Below are 20,041 nucleotides of genomic sequence, written 5' to 3'. Positions count from 1 at the left end.
ATGGCGATGGACCCGACCGATCCCGCGGCCGCGACCGGCCGCCCCGCGCTTCCCCGCTCCGGCGGCCCGCGCGGCTGGCGGATCGCGGCGCTGCGGCTGCTGCTGCTCGCGGCGCTTCTGCTCGCCTGGCAGGTGGCGTCGTGGAACATGCCGGCCTTCGTCCTGCCGGGGCCGCTCCGGGTCTGGGAGGCGTGGAGCAACCTCGTCGCCTCGCCGGGCTTCTGGAAGGACCTTGGCGTCACCTTCGAGCGGGTGGTCATCGGCTTCCTGCTCGCCGCGGTGGTCGGCGTCGTGCTCGGACTCGCGCTCGGCGCGAGCGAGACGCTCGGCGCGATGTTCGAGCCGGTGCTGACGGTCATCAACACGGTGTCCTCGACGATCTGGGCGATCTTCGCCCTGATCTGGTTCGGGCTGTCGAACTGGACCACGATCTTCGTGGTGTTCATGACGGCGATGCCGCTGATCCTGACCACGGTCTGGCAGGGCGCGAAGACCGTCAACGCCGACTACGTGGAGCTGGCGCGCACCTTCCGCATGCCGCGGCGGCAGGTGCTCCTGAAGATCTACCTGCCGACGATCCTGCCGCCGTTCTTCTCCTCCGCCCGGCTCGCCTTCGGCTTCGGCGCCCGCGTCAGCCTCGTCGCCGAGACGCTCGGCGCGTCGAGCGGCGTCGGCTACCGCCTGCGCCAGGCCGCCGATCTGGTGCAGACCGACCAGGTCTTCGCCTGGACGCTGACGCTCGTGACGCTGATGCTGGCGCTCGAAGCCCTCATCCTGAAGCCGCTCGAAAACCGCCTCTTCCGCTGGAGACGGCGGGCCGGAGAGTCGTGATCCCCATGTCCAACCAACCGCACGTCCCGCAAAACCCCACTCCGGAGCAGCCGTCGTGAAGCGCACAGCCGTCCTCGCCGCCGCCCTCGCGGCCATCCTCGGAGCGGCAGCTCCGGCCCACGCCGAAAAGGTCCGCATCGGCTACTGGAGCTCGGGCGTCAGCCTCGGCTTCGGCGCCGTGCTTGAGACCGGCAAGTTCATGGAGAAGGAGGGGCTCGAGGTCGAGTACGTCAAGTTCCCCGACGTCAACGCGCCGACCAAGGCGTTGGCAGCGGGCGGCATCGACTTCGCGATCGCGGCCCCCGCCGCCGCCTCGATGAGCGTCGCGGCCGACGGCCTGCCGCTGTCGATCGTGCTCGCGACGCAGGTGGCCGAGCTCGACTTCGTGGTGCCCGAGGACTCGCCCATCAAGACGATGGAGGAGCTGAAGGGCAAGAAGATCGGCGGCTCGCCCGCCGGCAGCGCCACCGCCGCCATCGCGTCGGCGATCCTCGAGAAGAACTATGGCTTCGGCTCCGGCGACTACACGCTGGTGCCGGGCAACGACCCGCGCCTCGCGCAGTTCCTGGTGCAGAAGGACATCGACGCCGCGGCGCTCCGCACGGTCACGATCGCTCTCGTCAAGGACGTCAAGCTGCGCCGGATCGGGGCCTTCCGCGACGAGTGGAAGAAGCTGTCGAAGGGCGACGCGCCGCCGGTGCTCGGCGTCGGCGTGATGCGCAACGACTGGCTGAAGGCTAACCCGGACGGCGCCGCCAAGGTCGTCGCCGGCATGCGCAAGGCCTACGAGTTCGGCAAGGCCGACAAGGCCGCCGTCGCCAAGGCGCTGGTCGCCGCCGCCAACATGGGCGAGGACGACGCCAAGGCCTACGCGGCGCTGTGGGACGGCATCTACACCGTCACGCTGGAGCCGTCCGACATCGCCTCGCTCAAGACCGCGTTCGAGGTGTTCAAGTCGGTGGGCGCGGTGAAGGGCGAACTGCCCGACGCCGCCTTCGCCACCGGCCCCTACGAGGCTTCCAAGGCCATCAAGTGACCGATCCTTCCTTCACCTCTCCCCGCCGGGAAGAGGTCGCGAGGCGAAGCCGAAGCGGGTGAGGGCCTGTTTTTCTCGCCGGAGAGCCCCCTCATCCGACCCTTCGGGTCGATCTCTCCCCGCCGGGGAGAGGTGAAGACCCGAGCCAATTTCTGAACGTCAACGACAAGCGCGAAAAGCGCCGCGAGAGAGAAGGCCGATCGATGCCCAAGACCATGAAGGCCCTGCTGCTGAAGCAGCACGGCGACGTCTCCGACCTGATCGTCGTGGACGACCATCCCGTCCCGACCGCCGACGCCGGCCATGTGGTGATCCGCGTCGGCGCGTCCTCGTTCAACTATCACGACGTCTTCACCGTGAAGGGCATGCCAGGCATCAAGGTGCCGATGCCCGTGGTCATCGGCCTCGACATGGCGGGCGAGATCACGGAGGTCGGCGAAGGCGTCGAGGGCTGGAGCGTCGGCGACCGGGTGCTGGTCAACCCGCTCTACCCCAACAAGGGCCTGATGGGCGAGATGCTCGATGGCGGCATGGCGCAGTACTGCCGCGTCTCGGTCGGCCAGCTCATCCGCATGCCGGACAAGGTGAGCTTCGTGGACGCGGCCTCGCTTCCCGTCGCCTACGGCACCGCCCACCGCATGCTCGTCACCCACAAGACGGTGAAGGCCGGCGACAAGGTGCTGGTGCTCGGCGCCTCCGGCGGCGTCGGCACCGGCTGCGTCATGCTGCTGAAGCAGCTCGGCTGCGAGGTGATCGCCTGCGCCGGCAGCCAGGACAAGCTGGACCGGCTGAAGGAGCTCGGGGCCGACCACGTGGTGAACTACCGCGAGACCGATTTTTCGAAGTGGGCGATCCAGCAATACGGCAAGCCCCAGCGCCGCAGCTATGACGGCGGCGTCGACGTGGTGATCAACTTCACCGGCGGCGACACCTGGGCACCCTCGCTGAAATGCGTGAAGCGCGGCGGCTCCATCCTGACTTGCGGCGCGACCGCCGGCCACGATCCCAAGGAGGACCTGCGCTACATCTGGAGCTTCGAGCTCAAGATCATCGGCTCCAACTCGTTCTACGACGACGACCTGTCGGCGCTCATGGACATGATCCAGGAGGGGACGCTGAAGCCGGTCGTCGACAAGGTGCTGCCGCTCGAGGAGGCGGCGGAGGGCCTGCGCCTGATCCGCGACCGCGAGGTCATGGGCAAGATCGTGGTGACGCCATGAGCGAGACCATCACCCTCACCGCGGCCGAAGTCGAAGCGAAGCTGCTCAAGGGCCCGTTCCACCAGTGGCTCGGGCTCAAGGTGATCTCGGTCGGCGACGGCGAGATCGAGCTCAAGGCGACCTGGCGGCCCGAATGGGTCGTCAACGCCGAGCGCGGCTACGTCCATGGCGGCATCCTCGCCACGCTGATCGACCTCACGGCCGACTGGGCGCTGGTGTCGAAGACCGGGCGCGGCGTGCCGACGGTGGATCTGCGCGTCGACTACCACCGAGCGGCCATGGAGGGAGACCTGACCGCGAAGGGCAAGGTGGTGAAGTTCGGCGGCACGCTGTCGGTCGCGGAAGCCCAGGTGCTGGACGGCGAAGGCCGGCTGCTCGCCAGCGGCCGCGGCGTCTACATGACCGCGACCCCGAAGTGAGGGCCTGAGCGGATGGCGGCGGCGCTCGACCATGTGGTCGTCAACGTGCTGCGGGGCATGGACGAGGCGGCGGCGCTGTTCGCGGGCCTCGGCTTCCAGCTCACGCCGCTCGGCCGCCATTCGCTCGGCTCCATCAACCACCTGATGATGACGCAGGGCGGCTATCTTGAACTCGTCGGCGTGCCGGCCGAGGGCCGCCAGCGTCAGGAGGTGCTGGACAGCCCGTTCGGCCTCAACGGGCTGGTGATGAAAAGCGCGGACGCCGACGAGACCTTCGCGCGGCTCGGCGCCGCCGGGCTCGAGCCCGCTCCGCCGGTCGCGTTCTCGCGGCCGGTGGAGATCGACGGCGAGGCCCGCGAGGCGCGCTTCCGCACCGTGAGGGTTCCGGACGCGCTGTTCCCGGCTGGCCGGGTCTATTTCTGCGAGCACCTGACGCCGGAACTGGTCTGGCGTCCGGAATGGCTCTCCCATCCCAACGGCTTTGTCCGCCTCGACCGCATTGAGGTCGCCTCGCTTGCTCCCGAGCGCGACGCCGCGTCCTACGCCGCCGCGGCGGGCGCCCCGGCCGCGCGCACGGCCACGGGCTGGCGCGTGGAGCTGCCCGATTTCGTGATCGACGTCGTGTCCGGCGACCGGCCCCGTTTCGCGACCCTCGGCCTTGCCTTCGACGGCCTGGACGGGATCGCGGCGCGGGCCCGGGCGACCGCCGGCGCGGTCTGGAGCGAGCCGGCCTCCGGCGAAAGCGCGACGCTCGCGCTGCCGTCGCTGGAGCTTGTCCTCGCCTGCCGGAGCGCCCGATGACCGGCGTCACGAACCTCGGAGCCGTCCTGACCGATGACGACGCCGCCGCACCCCCGGCGGTGATCGGCATCGGACCGGACGGCTCCGGGACCTCCGTCAGCCGCGCGGAGCTGAACGCGACCGCAGACGCCTTCGCGCGCGGGCTCGGCCGGCGGGGAATCCGGCGCGGCGACCGGATCGCGATCCTCGCCGCGAACGCGCCCGTCTATCTCGCGCTCCTGCTCGGCGCGATGCGGGCCGGCGTGATCCCCGTGCCGGTCAACTTCAAGTTTCCGCCCGCGACCGTGGCGCAGGTCGTGGCCGACAGCGGCGCGCGGGTGGTGTACTGCGACGCCGAGCGGCTCCCGCAGGCGCCGGCCGCGGTCCCCGCTGTCGCGCTCGACGGCGGGCTCGGCGACTGGCTCGATCCCGGACCGTTCGAGCCGGTCGACCCGGCGAAGGACGAGCCGGCGATGATGCTGTTCACCTCGGGCTCCACCGGGCGGCCCAAGGGCGTGCTGCTGAGCCATGCGGGCCATCTCTGGGTCGTGCGCACGCGCATGGCGGACGACGATCTCAGGGCTGAACGCATGCTGATCGCAGCGCCGCTCTACCACATGAACGCGCTCGCCAACGCCCTGCTGGCGCTGGCGGCGGGCGCGACCGTGCTGCTGCTGCCGCAGTTCCAGGCGCGCGCCTACATCGCCGCGATCGACCGCCACCGCGCGACCTGGGCGACGGCGGTGCCGCCGATGATCGCCATGATGCTGCGCGAGAAGGACGCCCTCGCGACCGCCGACCTGACCAGCGTTCGGGTGGTGCGCATGGGCTCGGCGCCGGTCAACGAGGCGCTCGCCGCCCAGACCCGCGCGCTGCTGCCGAACGCCCGCATCATCAACGCCTACGGCACCACGGAGGGCGGGCCGGTGGTGTTCCTCGACCCCGACGGCTCGGCACCCACCGGCTCGGTCGGGCGTCCGCATCCGGGCGTCGAGGTCCGGCTCGTCGGCGAGGGCGCTCCGGACCATGGCGTGCTGCAGATGAAGAGCCCCGCGGTCATGCTCGGCTATCACGAGCGCCCGGACGTGCGCTCGCCGATCACCCCGGACGGCTTCTACGACACCGGAGACGTGTTCCGCCGCGACGGCGACGGCTTCTATTACTTCGTCGGCCGGGTCGACGACATGTTCGTCTCGGGCGGCGAGAACATCTTTCCGGGCGAGGTCGAGGCCATGCTCGAGACCCATCCGGACGTGCTGCAGGCGAGCGTCGTGCCGGTGGACGACGACATCAAGGGAACCAAGCCGGTCGCCTTCGTGGTGCGCCGTCCGGGTTCGGATCTGGACGAGGCCGTGCTCAAGGCCTTCGCGCTCGCGAACGCGCCGGCCTACCAGCATCCGCGCCGGATCTGGTTTCTTGACCGCATGCTGCTCGCCTCCACCAACAAGATCGACCGGGCCGGACTGCGCGCCCGGGCGGAGGCCGAGCTGAAGAGCGGATGATGGCGTAAGCCCGCGCCGGCTCGCCCGGACGCCGGATAAGGATCGTCGGAACGCATTCACCCGGGGAAATCACGAGGAGACCATGACCCGTTTCGACTGGACCGCCGGCTACCCGTCACGCCGCGTGCCGGCGTTCGGGCGCAACGTCGTCTCGACCTCCCACCCGCTCGGCGCGCAGGCCGGCCTGCGGATGCTGCACCAGGGCGGCAACGCGGTCGACGCCGCGATCGCGGCCGCGGCCGCCATGGCGCTGGTCGAGCCCTGCTCGAACGGCCTCGGCTCCGACGCCTACTGCATCCTGTGGGACGGCGAGAAGCTGCACGGCCTCAACGCCTCCGGCGGCGCGCCCGCGGCGTGGACGCCGGATTACTTCGCGAAGAAATACGGCGAGGGCCGCTCACGACCGCCGATGCGCGGCTGGGATTCCGTCACCGTGCCCGGCGCGGTCGGCTCCTGGGTGGCGCTCAGCGAGCGGTTCGGCCGGCTGTCGCTGTGCGACGCGCTCGCGCCCGCGATCGAGATCGCCGAGCGCGGCTATCTCGCGCCGACCGTGGTGCAGCAGAAATGGGCCGCGGCGGCCGAGGTCCGCGACCTCGTCCGCCAGCCGGGATTCTCCGAGCTGTTCCTGCCGCGGGGCCGCGCGCCGGAAGTTGGGGAGCTCGTCACGCTCAAGGGCGCCGCGCGCGCGCTGCGCGTCATCGCCGAGACGGGCGGCGACGCGTTCTACCGGGGCGAGATCGCCGAGGCGATGGCGGCGCACGCCGCAGCCCATGGCGGGGCGCTGACGGTCAAGGACCTCGAGGCGTTCCAGCCGGAATGGGTCGAGCCGATCTCCAAGACCTACCGTGGCTATGTGGTTCACGAGATACCGCCGAACGGGCAGGGCATCGCCGCGCTGATCGCGCTCGGGATACTGTCGCGTTTCGACCTCGCGGGCCTCGATCCCGACGGCGTCGAGGCGAACCATCTGCAGATCGAGGCGATGAAGCTCGCCTTCGCCGACACCTACGCCCATGTGGCCGACCTCGCCCATATGCGGGTGACGCCGGAGCAACTGCTGGACGACGCCTATCTCGCGGAAGCCGCGAAGCTGATCGATCCTTCGCGGGCGCAGGTCTTCGCGGCGCGGAATCCGGTCCGGGGCGGCACCATCTACCTCACCGCCGCCGACGAGAACGGCATGATGGTAAGCTTCATCCAGTCGAACTTCATGGGCTTCGGGTCCGGCGTCTGCCTGCCGGAATGGGGGCTGTCGCTGCAGAACCGCGGCCACGGCTTCCACCTCGACCCCGCGAGCCCGAACGTGGTCGCGCCCGGAAAACGGCCGTTCCAGACCATCATCCCGGGCTTCCTCACCAGGGACGGCCAGCCAGTGATGAGCTTCGGCGTGATGGGCGGCAACATGCAGCCGCAGGGGCACATGCAGACGCTCGTCCGCATGATCGACTACGCCCAGAACCCGCAGGCCGCCTGCGACGCGCCGCGCTGGCGCTTCAACGCCGGGCTCGACATCAACGTCGAGGCGACGATGCGGCGGGAGACGGTGGAGGGGCTGGCGGCGCTCGGCCACGAGATGAGCGTGATCGAGGACAGCTACCAGGACTTCGGCGCCGGCCAGTTCATCTGGCGCATGGGCGATCCCGGCGTCGAGGGCTACGCCGCAGCGAGCGATCCCCGCCGCGACGGTTACGCCGCGGTGAGCTGAGCCAACGACCCGTCTCGGCGCCGCTCGCGACATCGCCGTCATGCCCGGACTTGATCCGGGCATCCATCTCTCCGCCCGAGGAATCGATCGTCAGCCGTTGGGCGGGCGCGGGCGGTTTCCGTTCCGACGCCGTCAGTAGTTCGCGGCCTCTTCCGGCGACTGGCCGCGACGGTAGACCAGCATGGTCCGCTCGAAGCTCATCACCTCGGCGCCGTCCTGGTTCACGCCGCGGGTGAGCACCGTGACAATGCCCTGATGCGGTCGGCTCTTGGATTCGCGCTTCGAAAGCACCGTGCTCTCGGCGTAGAGCGTGTCGCCGGCGAAGACCGGAGCGGTCGCCTTGACCTTGTCCCAGCCGAGATTGGCGACCACCTTCGCGCTCACGGTGCGCACGCTCATCCCCGTGAGCAGCGCCAGCGTGAAGGTCGAGTCGACCAACAGCTTCTTCCACTCGGTCTTGTCGGCGTAGGCGGCGTCGAAGTGGACCTGCTGCGTGTTCATGGTCAGCAGCGTGAACCACACGTTGTCCACATCGAGGAGCGTCCGGCCTGGCCGATGTTCGTATACGTCGCCAGGCTCGAAATCCTCGAAATAGAGACCGGAGGTCTCGCGGAAGCGGCGTTCGCCGACGATCTTGTAGGCGGGAAGGCTGTCGGTCATGGGGGTCGGCTCTCCGGATGTCGCGCCTACGCCGGAACGCGGCGGGGGCGCCTGGCAAGGCTGATCAGTCGGCGTATTCGCCGGCGGCCTTGATGATCGGCGCCCAGCGGTCGATCTCGGCGAAGTACTTCGCCTTCAGGCCCTCGGGCGTCGCTTCCGCGTCGGACACCGGCGCCGTGCCGAGTTCGGCGAAGCGCCTCACGGTCTCTGGATCGTGGAGGGCCGCCTTCAGCGCGGCGTTGAGCTTGTCGACCACCGGCGCGGGCGTCCCGGCGGGGACGTACATGCCGTGCCAGACGCCGACCTCGAAGCCCTTGAGGCCGAGTTCGGCGGCGGTCGGCACGTCCGGCAGCACCGGGATGCGCTCGGCGGTCGCTGTGGCGTAGGCCTTCACCTTGTGGGTCTTCACAGGGCCCGTCGCGCCGGTGGTCTGGTCGCAAAGCAGGTCGACCTGACCGCCCATGGTGTCGGTCATCGCCGGTCCGGTTCCCTTGTAGGGCACGGTCGTCAGCTTCACGCCGGTCAGCTGCATGAACAGCATGCCGCAGATGTGGCTGACGGCGCCGGGGCCGGCGTTCGCGAGCGAGACCTTGTCCTTGTTGTCCTTGATATAGGCGAGCAGCGCCTTGAAATCGGCCGGCTCGAAATTCGGCCGGCTCACCAGCAGCATCGGCACCGTCGTCACCTGCCCGACGAAGCCGAAGGCGGTCTTGGGATCGTAGGCGAGCTTGCGGTAGAGCGTGGCGCTGGTGGTGATGCCCATGTGGTGCAGCAGGATCGTCTGCCCGTCGGGCGTCGCGCGGGCGAGCCGGCCGGACGCCAGCGTGCCGCCGGCCCCCGTCGCGTTCTCGACCAGCACCGGCTGTCCGAGCTCCTTCTCCATCACCCGGGCGACGAGCCGGGCGACCACGTCGGTAGGTCCGCCCGCTGCGAACGGCACCAGCATCGTGACCGGTCCCTTCGGGAAGTCCTGCGCCAACACCGGCGCGAGTGTCGAAACGAAAGCGAAGGCCGCCGCAGCGGCGAGGCGCTTGAAGACCATTCCCATCCTCCCATCGGCCCTGTTTCGGACCTGTCACGGACGCCGGTCGAGCGGCGCCTCGATCTCAAGAGGTAGCGGAGGGCATGACCATCGAGAAATGTTATATCGCGAACTCAGCTTTAGCATTCGGCGATAGGTCCGAGACATGGACGTCCACCAGCTCAAAACACTGATCCACGTCGCCGAGCTCGGCAGCCTGAGCAAGGCGGCGGATCGGCTGCGCATCGCCCAGCCCGCGCTCAGCCGGCAGATCCGCATGCTGGAGCAGGAGATCGGCCAGCCGCTGTTCGAGCGCCACGGCCGCGGTATGCAGATCACCGACGTGGGGCGCGACGTGCTGGCCCACGCGACCCGCATCATGGCCGAACTCGACGCCATCCGCGCCACGACCTCGGGAGGCGGCTCGTCCTATCGCGGCGCCGTCACCATCGGCATGACCTCCACCGTCGCCGAGATCGCGACCGTGCCGGTCGCCGCGCGGGTCAAGCGCGAGCATCCGCAGCTCGCCATCCGGTTTGCGTCCGCCTTCTCCGGCCATGTGCTGGATTGGCTGCAGCGCGGCGAGGTCGACATCGGCATTTCCTATGACCCGCAGCCCATGCGCTCCCTGCGCATCCGCCCGGTGATGACCGAAAGCCTGCTTCTGGTCGGCGCGGGCGAGGAAGGGCTCGACCGGAGCGAGGCGGTCGCCTTTGCGAGCCTCGCAGGGCGCGACCTGGTGCTGCCGAGCCCCCGTCACGGCCTGCGCGCCATTGTGGAAGACTGCGCGCGCAAGGCCGGGATCGCGCTGACGGCCAGCGTCGAGGCGGACTCCTTCGGCGGCATGATCGCGCTGGTGCGCGGCGGCTTCGGGCCCACCATCCTGCCGCTCGCGCCGATCTACGCGCAGGTCGAGCGCGGCGAGCTTTCCGCCGCTCCTCTCGTGGATCCCGCTCCCACCCGCCGGGTCGTGCTGGCCTTTCCCGCGGACCGTCCGGTCAGCCCCGCCGCCCGCTTCGTCGGCGACGCCTTCATGGAGATCGCGGCTGACCTCGTCGGGCGAGGCGTCTGGCTTGGCCACAAGCTCGCGCCGGACCGGGCGTAACCCGAGCTAGATCAAACGGCGATACCTCAAAGCCACGATTGCTATTTGTGGGCATGGCTCCGCGCGGCTAACGCTTTCCGGCGCCAAGGGAGCACCGCACGCCATGACGACAGCCGCCCGCGAGACCTATGAGGAGATCCGCGAGAGCGTCGCCAAGCTCTGCGCTCAGTTTCCGGGCGAGTACTGGCGCGGCCTCGACCGCGAGATGGCCTACCCCTCCGCCTTCGTGCAGGCGCTGACCGAAGCCGGCTATCTCTCCGTGCTCATTCCGGAGGAATACGGCGGCGTCGGGCTGCCGCTCTCCGCCGCGGCGGCGGTGCTCGAGGAAATCCAGCTTCAGGGCTGCAACGGCGCGGCCTGCCACGCCCAGATGTACATCATGGGCGCGCTGCTCCGGCACGGGAGCGACGCGCAGAAGGCCAAGTACCTCCCCGGCATCGCCTCCGGCGCGCTTCGCCTTCAGGCGTTCGGCGTGACCGAGCCGACGAGCGGCACTGACACCTCCTCGATCAAGACCTTCGCGCGCCGGGACGGCGACCATTACGTCGTCAACGGCCAGAAGATCTGGACCAGCCGCGCCGAGCACTCCGACCTGATGCTTCTGCTCGCCCGCACCACGCCGAAGGAGCAGGCGGCGAAGCGCACGGACGGGCTGTCCGTTTTCGTGGTGGATATGGCGGAGGCGAAGCAGGCCGGCATGACCATCCGGCCGATCCGCACCATGATGAACCACGCCACCACCGAGGTGTTCTTCGACGACGTGCGGGTGCCGGCCGAGAACCTCGTCGGCGAGGAGGGCAAGGGCTTCCGCTACATTCTCTCCGGCATGAACGCCGAGCGCATCCTCATCGCCTCCGAATGCGTGGGCGACGCCAAGTGGTTCATCCGGAAGGCGACGGCCTACGCGCGGGAGCGGAGCGTTTTCGGCCGTCCGATCGGCCAGAACCAGGGAGTCCAGTTCCCCATCGCCAAGGCCTACGCCGCCATGCGCGCGGCGGAGCTGATGGTGCGCGAAGCCGCCGAAAAGTTCGAGGCCGGGCTCGATTGCGGGCCCGAGGCGAACATGGCGAAGATGCTGGCCGCCGACGCCTCCTGGGAGGCGGCGAACGCCTGCGTCCAGACCCATGGCGGCTTCGCCTTCGCCGAGGAGTATGACGTCGAGCGCAAGTTCCGGGAGACGCGGCTCTATCAGGTGGCGCCGATCTCGACCAACCTCGTGCTGTCCTATCTCGCCGAGCATGTGCTCGGCCTGCCGCGATCCTACTGAAAGGCCGCCGCCGATGTCCCGTCCCTTGGAAGGCCTGCTTGTCGTGGCCCTGGAGCAGGCGGTGGCGGCGCCCATGTGCACCATGCGGCTCGCCGACGCCGGCGCGCGGGTGATCAAGCTCGAGCGGCCCGACGGCGACACCGCCCGGCACTACGACCGCAGCGTCCGGGGGATGAGCGCCTATTTCGCCTGGCTCAACCGCGGCAAGGAGAGCGCGGCGCTCGACCTGAAGTCCGAGGACGATCTAGCGCTCGCCCATGCGCTGGTCGCGAAGGCCGACGTGTTCGTGCAGAATCTCGCGCCGGGCGCCAGCGTGCGGCTCGGTCTCGGCGCCAAGGATCTCGTCGCGCGTCATCCCCGCCTGATCGCGCTCGACATCGTCGGCTACCGGCAGTCGACGCCGGCGAGGGCGCTCAGGGCCTACGACATGCTGGTGCAGGCGGAGAGCGGCATTTGCAGCGTGACCGGCACGCCCGAGGAGGCGGTGAAGGTCGGCGTCTCGATCGCCGACATCGGCACCGGCATGAACGCCCACGCCGCCGTCTGCCAAGCGCTCTACGAGCGCGAGCGCACCGGCCGCGGAAAGGCGATCGAGATCGCGATGTTCGACAGCATGGCGGAATGGATGGCGGTGCCGTTCCTGCACTACGAGCATCAGGGCCGCGTCACGCCCCGCACCGGGCTCAGCCACGCGTCGATCTTTCCGTATCACGTCGCGAACTGCCGGGACGGCGGCGTGGTCATAGTCGTGCAGAGCCCGCCGGAATGGCTGCGGTTCTGCGACGGCGTGATGGGGCGGCCGGAGCTCGCGGCCGATCCCCGCTTCGCCGACAATCCGGCCCGCGTCGAGAACCGGGACGCGCTGATCGCGATCATCGACGAGGTTTTCGGCCTTGCGACGCGCGCGGAGATGATCGCGCGGCTGGAGGCGCATCAGCTCGCCTGGGCCAAGGTCTCCGACGTCGCCGACATGGCGGCGCACCCCGCGCTCACCCGCATGACCGCAACGCTCGCGAACGGCGAGCGCTTCGACCTGCCGACCTCGCCGCTCACCGCCGCCACGACCTGCGAAGCGCCGCCGGCGCTCGGCGCGCACACCGCCGCGATCCGCGCCGAGGTCGCAGCCGCGCCGGACGGCGTCCGGATCAGGCGGCCCGCCTGAGCCGAGCGCCGACCGCGTCCGTGACGATGACGCCGAGCGTGACGAAGACCAGAAATACCCAGCCCGAAACCGCGCCGGCGTGGACGCCGGAGAGCAGCACGCCGACGGTGCAGCCGAGCGCCGTCATCGCGCCCCAGCCCATCAGCAGGCCGCCGATCAGCCCCCGCGCGGCCTGGGCTCCGGTCGGGACCGCCGGCCTGAACCGTCCCGCGACCAGCGCCGCCGCGAAGCTCGTCAGGACGAGGCCGACGACGAACAGGCCGTTCTCGGAGAGCAGCGTCTCCTTCACGACCGTCGCGCAGCCGCGCAGTCCGTCGAGCCCGTGCAGGGTCGCGGGCAGCAGCCCGGCGAGCCCCGCGGCGGTGCGGGCCGCGCTGCCGAGCTCCGCCGTGACGCCGAGCGGGGCGACGCGCAGATAGGCGAGCGTCGCGATCGCCCCCACCAAGAGGCCGGTGGGCAGGAATGGCCAGCGCTCCACGAACACGGCGCGCGCGGCGCTCCGGAGCGTCAGCGGCTCCCTTGGTTCGGCCGCGCCGGGGCGGCTGCGCGCGAGCGCCAGCGCCGCCAGCAGCGCGAGGACGAGCAGCGTCAGCGCCAGCCAGCCGGGATAGCCGAGCAGCGCCGGCAGCCACAGCGCCGGCGCTTCGGCGACGCTCGCGAGATAGATCGGGTTCCAGGTCAGGAAGCCGATCACGAATCCGCCGACCGCGCCCGCGAGCGCGAAGGGCGAGGTCGGGGAGCCTTCGCCGAGCCGGTAGAGATGCGCCGACAGGCAGGAACCCGACACCGCCATGCCGACCCCGAAGACGAAGGCGGCGAGGCCGAGCGCCGGCCCGACCGGACCCACGTGTGCGGTCGGCGGCAGCCGGCCCCCGAACGGGTTCGGCAGCCAGGCGCCGAACACCGCGGCGTAGCCGACCGCGCCGGCGGCGAGCGCGACGAGGATCGCGAGCACCCCGCGGGGATCGCCCTCTCGCAGCAGGTCGCGGAGATTGCAGAGGAAGCAGAAACGGCCGCGCTGGAGCGCGATCCCGAAGGAGGCGCCCGCCAGCAGCGCGAAGGACTGGCGCGCGCCGACGGCTCCCGGCGTCTGCCCCAGCGCGTAGGCCCACGCGGCGACGCCTGCGAGGACGCCGGCCGCGATGGCGATGCGCGTGGGGGACAGGTGATCGGCGGTGGGCAATGGGGGCGTCATGGCGACTTCATGCTGGAGAACGTCGTTGGCCGGCGGTCGCGAGACCACCGGCCAACAACGGATTTGAGTGATCAGGCGCGCTCGTCAGCCCGGCCGAGCGAAGCGAGAGCCGGGATCGCGCCCAGACAAGAACGCCTCCTGCGGACGACGATCCCGGCGCGGCGCTGACACGCCGTCCGGGACGACGCCCGTTGGACGCCAGCACGGAGCCTCAGGGTCTCACTTTCCCTGCCAGACGGTGCCGGTGAGGTTCGCGACGGGCACGCCGACCGCGTTGCCGTATTCGGTCCAGGAGCCGTCATAGTTGCGGACGTCGTAGCCCAGCACCTTGGCCAGCACGAACCAGGTGTGGCTGGAGCGCTCGCCGATGCGGCAGTAGACGATCACCGGCTTGGAGCCGTCGACGCCGGCCTCGGCATAGAGCTTCTTGAGCTCCTCCTTCGGCTTGATGGTCCCGTCCGCGCTGACCGCCTTGGACCACGGCACGTTCTTCGCGTTCGGCACGTGGCCGGCGCGGACCGCGGTCTCCTTCGAGCCTTCCGGCGCGAAGATCTTGCCCGAGAACTCGTCCGGCGAGCGGATGTCCAGCAGCGTGACGCTCTGGTCGCCCTCGGCCACCTTCAGCACGTCGCCGAGCCGCGCGCGGACCTTGGTGTTCAGCTCGCCGATCTCGATCGAGCCCTTGGCGGCTTCCGGTGTCGCGGTGTCGAGCGGCAGGCCCTTGGCCTCCCAGACCTTGCGGCCGCCGTCGAGCAGCTTCACGCGGTCGCCGAGCCCATAGGCCTCGAGCACCCAGGCGCCCCAGGCGGCGAACCAGTTGTTGTTGTCGCCGTAGAGGACGATCGTGGTGTCCTTGTCGACGCCGGCGGCCGAAAGCAGCTTCTGCAGGTTTTCAGCGGAAGCGATGTCGCGCTTGACCGGATCGACCAGCTCGGTGTGCCAACGGATGTTGGTCGCGCCCGGCACATGGCCGCGCTCATAGACGCCGGGGTCGACGCTGACCTCGAACACCTTGACCTTCGGGTTCTTGAGGTTGTCGGCGACCCAGTCGGCGGTCACCAGCGGGCCGCTCTCCGCGGCGGCCGCGACGCCGCCGAGCGCCAGCGCGAACCCAAGGCCCGCAATCCCCGTAATCGCCTTCATCGTCGGCCTCCTGAGCCGTTCGTCAAACCGAACGGCATTGATCCTGAGGCTCTCGCAATCGTCAATATACTCAATCCGTCGACTTAATTGACATTCATGTGATGATCGCGTTCTGGTGTGCGCCTCGGCCGGCCCCGGAGGCTGGCGGCCGCCATCAAAGGGCTGTTCCATGAAACGCACGCTCGCGGCGCTCGGCGCCGCCATCATCGCCGTCGCGGGGATCTCCGCGACGGCGATGGCCGAAGGCCAGATCCGCATCGCCGAGCAGTACGGCATCTCCTACCTGCCGCTGCACGTGATCCGCGACCAGAAGCTGATCGAGAAGCACGGCAAGGCGGAAGGGCTCGACATCACGGTCGAGTGGGCGAAGCTCTCCGGCGGCGCGGCGCAGAACGACGCCCTGCTCTCCGGCTCGATCGACGTCGCGGCGGCGGGCGTCGGCCCCGCGCTGACGATCTGGGACCGCACCCGCGGCACGGTCGACGTGCGGGCGATCGCGTCGCTCGGTTCGCTGCCGTCGTTCCTCATCACCAACAATCCGAAGGTGAAGACGCTTCAGGACTTCACCTCGGCCGACAAGATCGCGGTGCCGGCGGTCGGCGTCTCGGTCCAGTCGCGCACGCTGCAGATCGCGGCGGAGAAGGCCTTCGGCGAGGGCCAGCACAAGAAGCTCGACGAACTCACCGTCTCGCTGCCGCATCCGGACGCGACCGCGGCGCTGCTGTCGGGCGGCGGGCAGCTCACGGCGCATTTCTCCAACCCGCCGTTCCAGTACCAGGCGCTCAAGGACCCGAAGATCCACAAGGTGCTGAGCTCCTACGACGTGCTCGGCGGTCGGGCGACCTCCAACCTCGCCTACACGACCGCGAAGTTCCGCGAGGACAACCCGAAGACCTACAAGGCCTTCGTGGAGGCGCTGAAGGAGGCCGTGGCCTGGATCGAGGCCAACAAGCAGGCGGCGGCCGAAACCTACATCCGCGTGGAGAAGTCGAAACTCGATCCGGAGCTGATCCTCTCGATCGTCCAGAGCCCGGAGGTGAGCTTCACGCTCAAGCCCGAGCGCACCTTCGTCTACGCCGAGTTCCTGTCGCGCACCGGCGCGATCAAGAACAAGCCGTCGAGCTGGAAGGACTACGTCTTCCCCGACATCCAGGACGTCGAGGGAAGCTGAGCATGACGGCCGGCGCCCCGGTCCTCGAGGCGAAGGACCTCACGCTCGACTACGCGACGCCGTCCGGATCGGTCCGGGCGGTGGAGCGCGTCAGCTTCACGGTGGCGAAGGGCGAGCGGCTGGTGCTGCTCGGGCCTTCGGGCTGCGGCAAGTCCTCGATCCTGAAGGCGGTCGCCGGCTTCGTAGCGCCGGCCGAGGGGCGGATCGCGCTGCACGGCCGCCCGGTCCAGGGGCCGGGACCGGACCGGGTGGTGGTGTTCCAGGAGTTCGACCAGCTTCTGCCGTGGAAGACGGTGCGGGACAACGTGGCGTTTCCGCTCCGCGCCACCGGTCGGCTGCGGGCGGCCGAGGCCCGCGAGAAGGCGGACGCCGCGATCGCCCGCGTCGGGCTGGCGCGCGCGGCCGACGCCTATCCCCACACGCTGTCCGGCGGCATGAAGCAGCGCGTCGCGATCGCGCGCGCTCTCGCCGCCGAGCCCGAGATCCTGCTGATGGACGAGCCCTTCGCGGCGCTCGACGCGCTGACGCGCGAGACGCTGCAGGCGGAGCTGCTGGGGCTCGCGGAAAGCCTCGGCTTCACGCTGCTGTTCGTGACGCATTCGATCGACGAGGCGGTGCTGATCGGCACCAAGCTGCATCTTCTCAGCGCCCATCCCGGCCGGACCATCGCGGCCTTCGACGTGTCGCATCTCGACGGCGACTCGTGGGGCTCGCCGGAGTTCGAGCGCGTCGCGGGCGAGGTGCATCGCCTGCTGTTCGGGCGCGACGACCGCCACGGCGCGCGCCGCGCCGCGCGTCCGCAGGAGGGCGCCCATGCCTGAGGCCGCTCATGTCTGACGTGACGGAACCGCTGTCCGGCCTCGCCGGCCGGGAGGCCGAGCCTACGAAGGCGTCGGGACGGCTGCGCCGCGCGCTCGGTTCGCCCTTCGCGCGCCGCGCCTATGTGCTCGCGCTGCTGGCGCTCGTCTGGCAGGCCGTGGCGCTGTGGCAGAACAACCCGATCCTGCTGCCGACCTTCACCCAGACCGCGGCCGCCTTCGCCGACAGCGTCGCGAACGACGGCCTGGGCGGCTACGCCTTCGCCTCCGTCGCGGTGCTGCTGAAGGGCTATCTGCTTGCGGTGGCGCTCGCGCTCGTCCTCGTCTCGCTCGCGGTCGCCAACGGCTTCGCGCGCGACGTGCTGACGACGCTGACGGCGATGCTGAACCCGCTGCCGGCGATCGCGCTGCTGCCGCTCGCCATGCTGTGGTTCGGCCTCGGCGAGAAAAGCCTTATCTTCGTGCTGGTGCACGCGGTGCTGTGGCCGTTCGCGCTGGCGGCGCTGTCGGGCTTCGACAGCGTGCCGGAGACGCTGCGGCTCGTCGGCCGGAACTACGGCCTCAAGGGGCCGGCCTATGTGGCGAAGATCCTCGTGCCCGCGGCGCTGCCCGCGGTGCTGTCGGGGCTCAAGATCGGCTGGGCCTTCGCCTGGCGCACCCTGATCGCGGCCGAGCTGGTGTTCGGCGTCACCTCGCGGCAGGGCGGGCTCGGCTGGTTCATCTTCCAGAACCGCAACGAGCTCCTGACCGACAAGGTGTTCGCCGGCCTCGCCGCGGTGATCGTGATCGGGCTCGTGGTCGACGGCCTGCTGTTCCGCGCCGTCGAGGCCGCGACCGTGCGGCGCTGGGGCATGCAGCGCTGACGATTCGTCCGGACCGGCCGGCGGCGCCTTGAGCTTGGCGTCGCCAATTCGGGAAACCGCGGAGCGCACGCGCCGTCGCCGGCGAGGTCGGCGCGCGACGGCGCAGAGGCCCGCAGGCCTTCCTGACCGCCGCCGGTCGATCGGGCGATTCCTTAGCGTCTGAACGCTCGCGCGTTGGGCCGTAACTCCCCGCGGGGCGCGGCCGCCAGCGGGCGTCTCGTGTCGAGACAGGATAAAAATATAAAATCCATAGAATGAATAAAATAAGTGTTGACCCCGCATCCGCCGCGGCGCATGGTGGGGTCATTCTCCGGTTCGCCCGAACAGGAGCGCGGGTTTTGACCGAGCAGCTTGCCCCGCGTCACCAAACGCTAAAGCGCCACGTTGCGTGCCGAGCGCTCGTGGTCTCCACGAGGTTCGTCATGAAGTTCCCCTCGACGTCCTTCCTCTCCCGACTTGGACCCCGGCGTCGCGTCGCGACCGGACGATGTCGGCCCTGACAGGCCGCCGTCGGCCCGGCGCAATCGGCGGCGCCGGGTCCTTTTTCGTCAGGTTTTCCGGAGGAGCGTCGCCATGAGCGCAGCGTTCGTCATTGAAGTTCGTGGCCTGCAGGCCGGTCTCGTGGTCCGCCAGGAGAGCGGCGGATTCCGTTTCTTCGCGGCCGTCGCGGAGGCGTTCTCGCTCGAGGGACAGGTGTTCCGCTCGGCCGCGCACGCCGGCCGCGCCGTGCGCTCGGCGCTCGACGCGCCGCGGGCGCGCTGAGCCCGTCAGCCGCCGCTGATCGCGGTCAGGATGTAGACGTCCGCGCCGGGCTTGAGCGGCGTCGCAAGCGTCGCCCGGCGGCCTTCGACGAAGACGTTGATGTGCCGCCGCACCGCCGGCGTCGAGTCGCAGATGCGGTCGCGCATGCCCGGCCAGCGGGCGTCCAGTTCGTCGACGAGCTCCTGCACGGTCGACGCGACGATCTCCACCCGCCGTTCGGCGCCCGGAAACAGGGCGTCGAACAGCGGCGGCAGGCGCACCAGCGCGGGAGCCGTCGCCGCCACGGTCAGTCCTCCACCACATAGGTCTCGACCGACGAGATCGTCGGCAGATGCTCGGCGATGCGCGTCCAGCCCGCGCCCTCGTCGCGGCTGGCGTAGAGCTCGCCGGAGCCGGTGCCGAAATAGACGCCCGCAGGGTCGTGGCGGTCGGTCGCGAGCGCCTGCCGCAGCACGTTGAAATAGGCGTTCCGCTGCGGCAGCCCGTCGCGATGGGCGGTCCAGGTCACGCCGCCGTCGCCGGTGGACCAGATTGCGGCCTGGGCGTCCGGCATGAAGCGGCCGGCGATGTCGCCGTTCAGCGGCGCGAGGTAGAAGCGCTCCGGGTCGCGCGGATGCGCGGCGGCGGGAAAGCCGAAGCTCGAGGGCAGGCCGCGCTCCACGCTGGTCCAGCTCACGCCGCCGTCGTCGCTGCGGTACATGCCGCAGTGGTTCTGCTGGTAGAGCCGGTTCGGCCGGCCCGGGGCCATCACCACGCAGTGCACGCACTGGCCGTGCTCCGGGTAGTTCTGGCCTTCTGGCAGGAAGTCGGCGCGGGTGCCGCGGTTGCGCGGGCTCCACGTCGCGCCGCCGTCCGCGGTGTGGAACACGCCGGCGGCGGATATCCCGACCCAGACCTGGTCGCGGTCGTCCGGGTGCAGCACCAGCGAATGCAGGATCAGGCCGGCGCCGCCCGCGTTCCACTCGGGACGCGAGGGCGTCTCCTGCAGTCCCGCCACATGGGCGAAGCTCGCGCCGCCGTCCTCGCTGACGAACAGGCCCGCGGGATCGACGCCGGCGTAGAGCCGGCCGTGGCCGGCGGCGAGGCTCCACGCCGCCTTGATCGGCTCCTGGCCGGCGGCGTAGGCCAGCCCGCGGCTCGAATGGCTCCAGCTCGCGCCGAGGTCGTCCGAGCGCCAGATCGCGGGGCCGAACCATTCGGCGCCGCCGGCGGCGTAGATCACGCCGGTCGCCGGATCGACGATCGCATGGTTGATCGGCCAATTCTCGCAGAACGGCCCCTTCAGCTCCCAGTCGCGGCGCGCGGCGTCGCTTTCCAGCAGAAACAGCCCTTTTTTGGTGCCGACGAGGAGGATGGTCTTCGCGCCCATGGCGTGCTCCTC

The 20,041-nt window shown here is 70.1% G+C and carries 20 protein-coding genes; 14 read left to right on the top strand and 6 right to left on the bottom strand.

The features are described from left to right. The 7 genes from ACFSCV_RS11295 to ACFSCV_RS11265 all read left to right on the top strand — a co-directional run bounded on the left by ACFSCV_RS11295 (position 1) and on the right by ACFSCV_RS11265 (position 7,493). Positions 1–831: an ABC transporter permease gene (locus ACFSCV_RS11295; RefSeq protein ID WP_378799683.1), complete on the top strand. Its 831-nt coding sequence runs from the start codon at positions 1–3 to the stop codon at positions 829–831. Between the two features lie 55 nt (positions 832–886). After that, positions 887–1,867, top strand: coding sequence for an ABC transporter substrate-binding protein (locus ACFSCV_RS11290; protein WP_378799682.1), 981 nt, complete (start codon positions 887–889; stop codon positions 1,865–1,867). A gap of 203 nt (positions 1,868–2,070) precedes the next feature. Further along, a complete protein-coding gene (locus ACFSCV_RS11285) occupies positions 2,071–3,087 on the top strand; it encodes an SDR family NAD(P)-dependent oxidoreductase (RefSeq protein WP_378799681.1) in 1,017 nt (338 codons plus the stop codon). After that, positions 3,084–3,506 carry a PaaI family thioesterase gene (locus ACFSCV_RS11280; protein WP_378799680.1) on the top strand — a complete coding sequence of 141 codons (423 nt, stop codon included), beginning with the start codon at positions 3,084–3,086 and terminating at the stop codon, positions 3,504–3,506. Before ACFSCV_RS11285 ends, ACFSCV_RS11280 begins: the two co-directional genes overlap by 4 nt. A gap of 12 nt (positions 3,507–3,518) precedes the next feature. Next, a complete protein-coding gene (locus ACFSCV_RS11275; protein ID WP_378799679.1) occupies positions 3,519–4,307 on the top strand; it encodes a VOC family protein in 789 nt (262 codons plus the stop codon). Continuing rightward, entirely contained in the window at positions 4,304–5,788 is a 1,485-nt protein-coding gene (locus ACFSCV_RS11270) for a class I adenylate-forming enzyme family protein (protein WP_378799678.1), read from the top strand. Before ACFSCV_RS11275 ends, ACFSCV_RS11270 begins: the two co-directional genes overlap by 4 nt. 82 nt (positions 5,789–5,870) lie before the next feature. Then, complete coding sequence (locus ACFSCV_RS11265) at positions 5,871–7,493, top strand: gamma-glutamyltransferase family protein (protein WP_378799677.1); 1,623 nt, start codon at positions 5,871–5,873, stop codon at positions 7,491–7,493. Between the two features lie 132 nt (positions 7,494–7,625). Here ACFSCV_RS11265 and ripB read toward each other — a convergent pair whose 3' ends face one another. Together ripB and ACFSCV_RS11255 are read right to left on the bottom strand one after the other, a co-directional pair. Beyond that, the gene (gene ripB / locus ACFSCV_RS11260) at positions 7,626–8,153 is read right to left on the bottom strand and encodes a (R)-specific enoyl-CoA hydratase RipB/Ich (protein ID WP_204948573.1); all 528 of its coding nucleotides are present in this window, start codon (positions 8,151–8,153) and stop codon (positions 7,626–7,628) included. 64 nt (positions 8,154–8,217) lie between these two features. Then, the gene (locus tag ACFSCV_RS11255) at positions 8,218–9,195 is read right to left on the bottom strand and encodes a tripartite tricarboxylate transporter substrate-binding protein (RefSeq protein WP_378799676.1); all 978 of its coding nucleotides are present in this window, start codon (positions 9,193–9,195) and stop codon (positions 8,218–8,220) included. A 145-nt stretch (positions 9,196–9,340) separates the two neighbouring features. Between ACFSCV_RS11255 and ACFSCV_RS11250 the strand changes: the two genes are divergently transcribed. The 3 genes from ACFSCV_RS11250 (at position 9,341) to ACFSCV_RS11240 (ending at position 12,708) form a co-directional block, all read left to right on the top strand. Beyond that, positions 9,341–10,279, top strand: coding sequence for a LysR substrate-binding domain-containing protein (locus ACFSCV_RS11250; protein WP_378799675.1), 939 nt, complete (start codon positions 9,341–9,343; stop codon positions 10,277–10,279). Between the two features lie 103 nt (positions 10,280–10,382). After that, positions 10,383–11,546, top strand: coding sequence for an acyl-CoA dehydrogenase family protein (locus ACFSCV_RS11245; protein WP_378799674.1), 1,164 nt, complete (start codon positions 10,383–10,385; stop codon positions 11,544–11,546). 13 nt (positions 11,547–11,559) lie between these two features. Then, positions 11,560–12,708 carry a CaiB/BaiF CoA transferase family protein gene (locus tag ACFSCV_RS11240; protein ID WP_378799673.1) on the top strand — a complete coding sequence of 383 codons (1,149 nt, stop codon included), beginning with the start codon at positions 11,560–11,562 and terminating at the stop codon, positions 12,706–12,708. Here ACFSCV_RS11240 and ACFSCV_RS11235 read toward each other — a convergent pair. Continuing rightward, the gene (locus ACFSCV_RS11235) at positions 12,692–13,903 is read right to left on the bottom strand and encodes a YeeE/YedE family protein (protein WP_378799672.1); all 1,212 of its coding nucleotides are present in this window, start codon (positions 13,901–13,903) and stop codon (positions 12,692–12,694) included. The genes ACFSCV_RS11240 and ACFSCV_RS11235 overlap by 17 nt on opposite strands. A 219-nt stretch (positions 13,904–14,122) precedes the next feature. Then, entirely contained in the window at positions 14,123–15,046 is a 924-nt protein-coding gene (locus ACFSCV_RS11230) for a sulfurtransferase (protein WP_378799671.1), read from the bottom strand. 169 nt (positions 15,047–15,215) lie between these two features. Between ACFSCV_RS11230 and ACFSCV_RS11225 the strand changes: the two genes are divergently transcribed. From ACFSCV_RS11225 to ACFSCV_RS11210, 4 genes are all read left to right on the top strand, one after another. Further along, on the top strand, positions 15,216–16,217 hold the full coding sequence (locus tag ACFSCV_RS11225; protein WP_378799670.1) for an ABC transporter substrate-binding protein: 1,002 nt from the start codon (positions 15,216–15,218) through the stop codon (positions 16,215–16,217). Positions 16,218–16,219: 2 nt separating this feature from the next. Then, positions 16,220–17,038, top strand: a complete 819-nt coding sequence (locus ACFSCV_RS11220; protein WP_378799669.1) for an ABC transporter ATP-binding protein — start codon at positions 16,220–16,222, stop codon at positions 17,036–17,038. 8 nt (positions 17,039–17,046) lie between these two features. Then, complete coding sequence (locus tag ACFSCV_RS11215) at positions 17,047–17,898, top strand: ABC transporter permease (RefSeq protein WP_378799668.1); 852 nt, start codon at positions 17,047–17,049, stop codon at positions 17,896–17,898. 573 nt (positions 17,899–18,471) lie between these two features. Next, positions 18,472–18,660: a hypothetical protein gene (locus ACFSCV_RS11210; RefSeq protein WP_271199682.1), complete on the top strand. Its 189-nt coding sequence runs from the start codon at positions 18,472–18,474 to the stop codon at positions 18,658–18,660. Positions 18,661–18,665: 5 nt separating this feature from the next. Here the strand turns inward: ACFSCV_RS11210 and ACFSCV_RS11205 are convergent, their stop codons facing one another. Together ACFSCV_RS11205 and ACFSCV_RS11200 are read right to left on the bottom strand one after the other, a co-directional pair. Continuing rightward, on the bottom strand, positions 18,666–18,944 hold the full coding sequence (locus tag ACFSCV_RS11205; RefSeq protein ID WP_378799667.1) for a MoaD/ThiS family protein: 279 nt from the start codon (positions 18,942–18,944) through the stop codon (positions 18,666–18,668). Positions 18,945–18,946: 2 nt separating this feature from the next. Beyond that, entirely contained in the window at positions 18,947–20,029 is a 1,083-nt protein-coding gene (locus tag ACFSCV_RS11200) for a WD40/YVTN/BNR-like repeat-containing protein (protein ID WP_378799666.1), read from the bottom strand. Positions 20,030–20,041 lie beyond the last annotated feature (12 nt).

It is taken from the genome of Methylopila henanensis (genome assembly GCF_042681025.1).
GTDB classification, from domain to species: Bacteria; Pseudomonadota; Alphaproteobacteria; order Rhizobiales; family Methylopilaceae; genus Methylopila; species Methylopila henanensis.
This window is presented reverse-complemented; position numbering and strand designations above follow the sequence as displayed.

Excerpts from the sequence above, each read along its gene's own strand:
- ACFSCV_RS11230 (WP_378799671.1), bottom strand. The coding sequence starts at position 15,046 with ATGAAGGCGATTACGGGGATTGCGGGCCTTGGGTTCGCGCTGGCGCTC.
- ripB (WP_204948573.1), bottom strand. The coding sequence starts at position 8,153 with ATGACCGACAGCCTTCCCGCCTACAAGATCGTCGGCGAACGCCGCTTC.
- ACFSCV_RS11270 (WP_378799678.1), top strand. The coding sequence starts at position 4,304 with ATGACCGGCGTCACGAACCTCGGAGCCGTCCTGACCGATGACGACGCC.
- ACFSCV_RS11255 (WP_378799676.1), bottom strand. The coding sequence starts at position 9,195 with ATGGTCTTCAAGCGCCTCGCCGCTGCGGCGGCCTTCGCTTTCGTTTCG.
- ACFSCV_RS11280 (WP_378799680.1), top strand. The coding sequence starts at position 3,084 with ATGAGCGAGACCATCACCCTCACCGCGGCCGAAGTCGAAGCGAAGCTG.
- ACFSCV_RS11295 (WP_378799683.1), top strand. The coding sequence starts at position 1 with ATGGCGATGGACCCGACCGATCCCGCGGCCGCGACCGGCCGCCCCGCG.
- ACFSCV_RS11200 (WP_378799666.1), bottom strand. The coding sequence starts at position 20,029 with ATGGGCGCGAAGACCATCCTCCTCGTCGGCACCAAAAAAGGGCTGTTT.
- ACFSCV_RS11285 (WP_378799681.1), top strand. The coding sequence starts at position 2,071 with ATGCCCAAGACCATGAAGGCCCTGCTGCTGAAGCAGCACGGCGACGTC.
- ACFSCV_RS11240 (WP_378799673.1), top strand. The coding sequence starts at position 11,560 with ATGTCCCGTCCCTTGGAAGGCCTGCTTGTCGTGGCCCTGGAGCAGGCG.
- ACFSCV_RS11235 (WP_378799672.1), bottom strand. The coding sequence starts at position 13,903 with ATGACGCCCCCATTGCCCACCGCCGATCACCTGTCCCCCACGCGCATC.
- ACFSCV_RS11220 (WP_378799669.1), top strand. The coding sequence starts at position 16,220 with ATGACGGCCGGCGCCCCGGTCCTCGAGGCGAAGGACCTCACGCTCGAC.
- ACFSCV_RS11250 (WP_378799675.1), top strand. The coding sequence starts at position 9,341 with ATGGACGTCCACCAGCTCAAAACACTGATCCACGTCGCCGAGCTCGGC.
- ACFSCV_RS11210 (WP_271199682.1), top strand. The coding sequence starts at position 18,472 with ATGAGCGCAGCGTTCGTCATTGAAGTTCGTGGCCTGCAGGCCGGTCTC.
- ACFSCV_RS11245 (WP_378799674.1), top strand. The coding sequence starts at position 10,383 with ATGACGACAGCCGCCCGCGAGACCTATGAGGAGATCCGCGAGAGCGTC.
- ACFSCV_RS11265 (WP_378799677.1), top strand. The coding sequence starts at position 5,871 with ATGACCCGTTTCGACTGGACCGCCGGCTACCCGTCACGCCGCGTGCCG.
- ACFSCV_RS11275 (WP_378799679.1), top strand. The coding sequence starts at position 3,519 with ATGGCGGCGGCGCTCGACCATGTGGTCGTCAACGTGCTGCGGGGCATG.
- ACFSCV_RS11225 (WP_378799670.1), top strand. The coding sequence starts at position 15,216 with ATGAAACGCACGCTCGCGGCGCTCGGCGCCGCCATCATCGCCGTCGCG.
- ACFSCV_RS11215 (WP_378799668.1), top strand. The coding sequence starts at position 17,047 with ATGTCTGACGTGACGGAACCGCTGTCCGGCCTCGCCGGCCGGGAGGCC.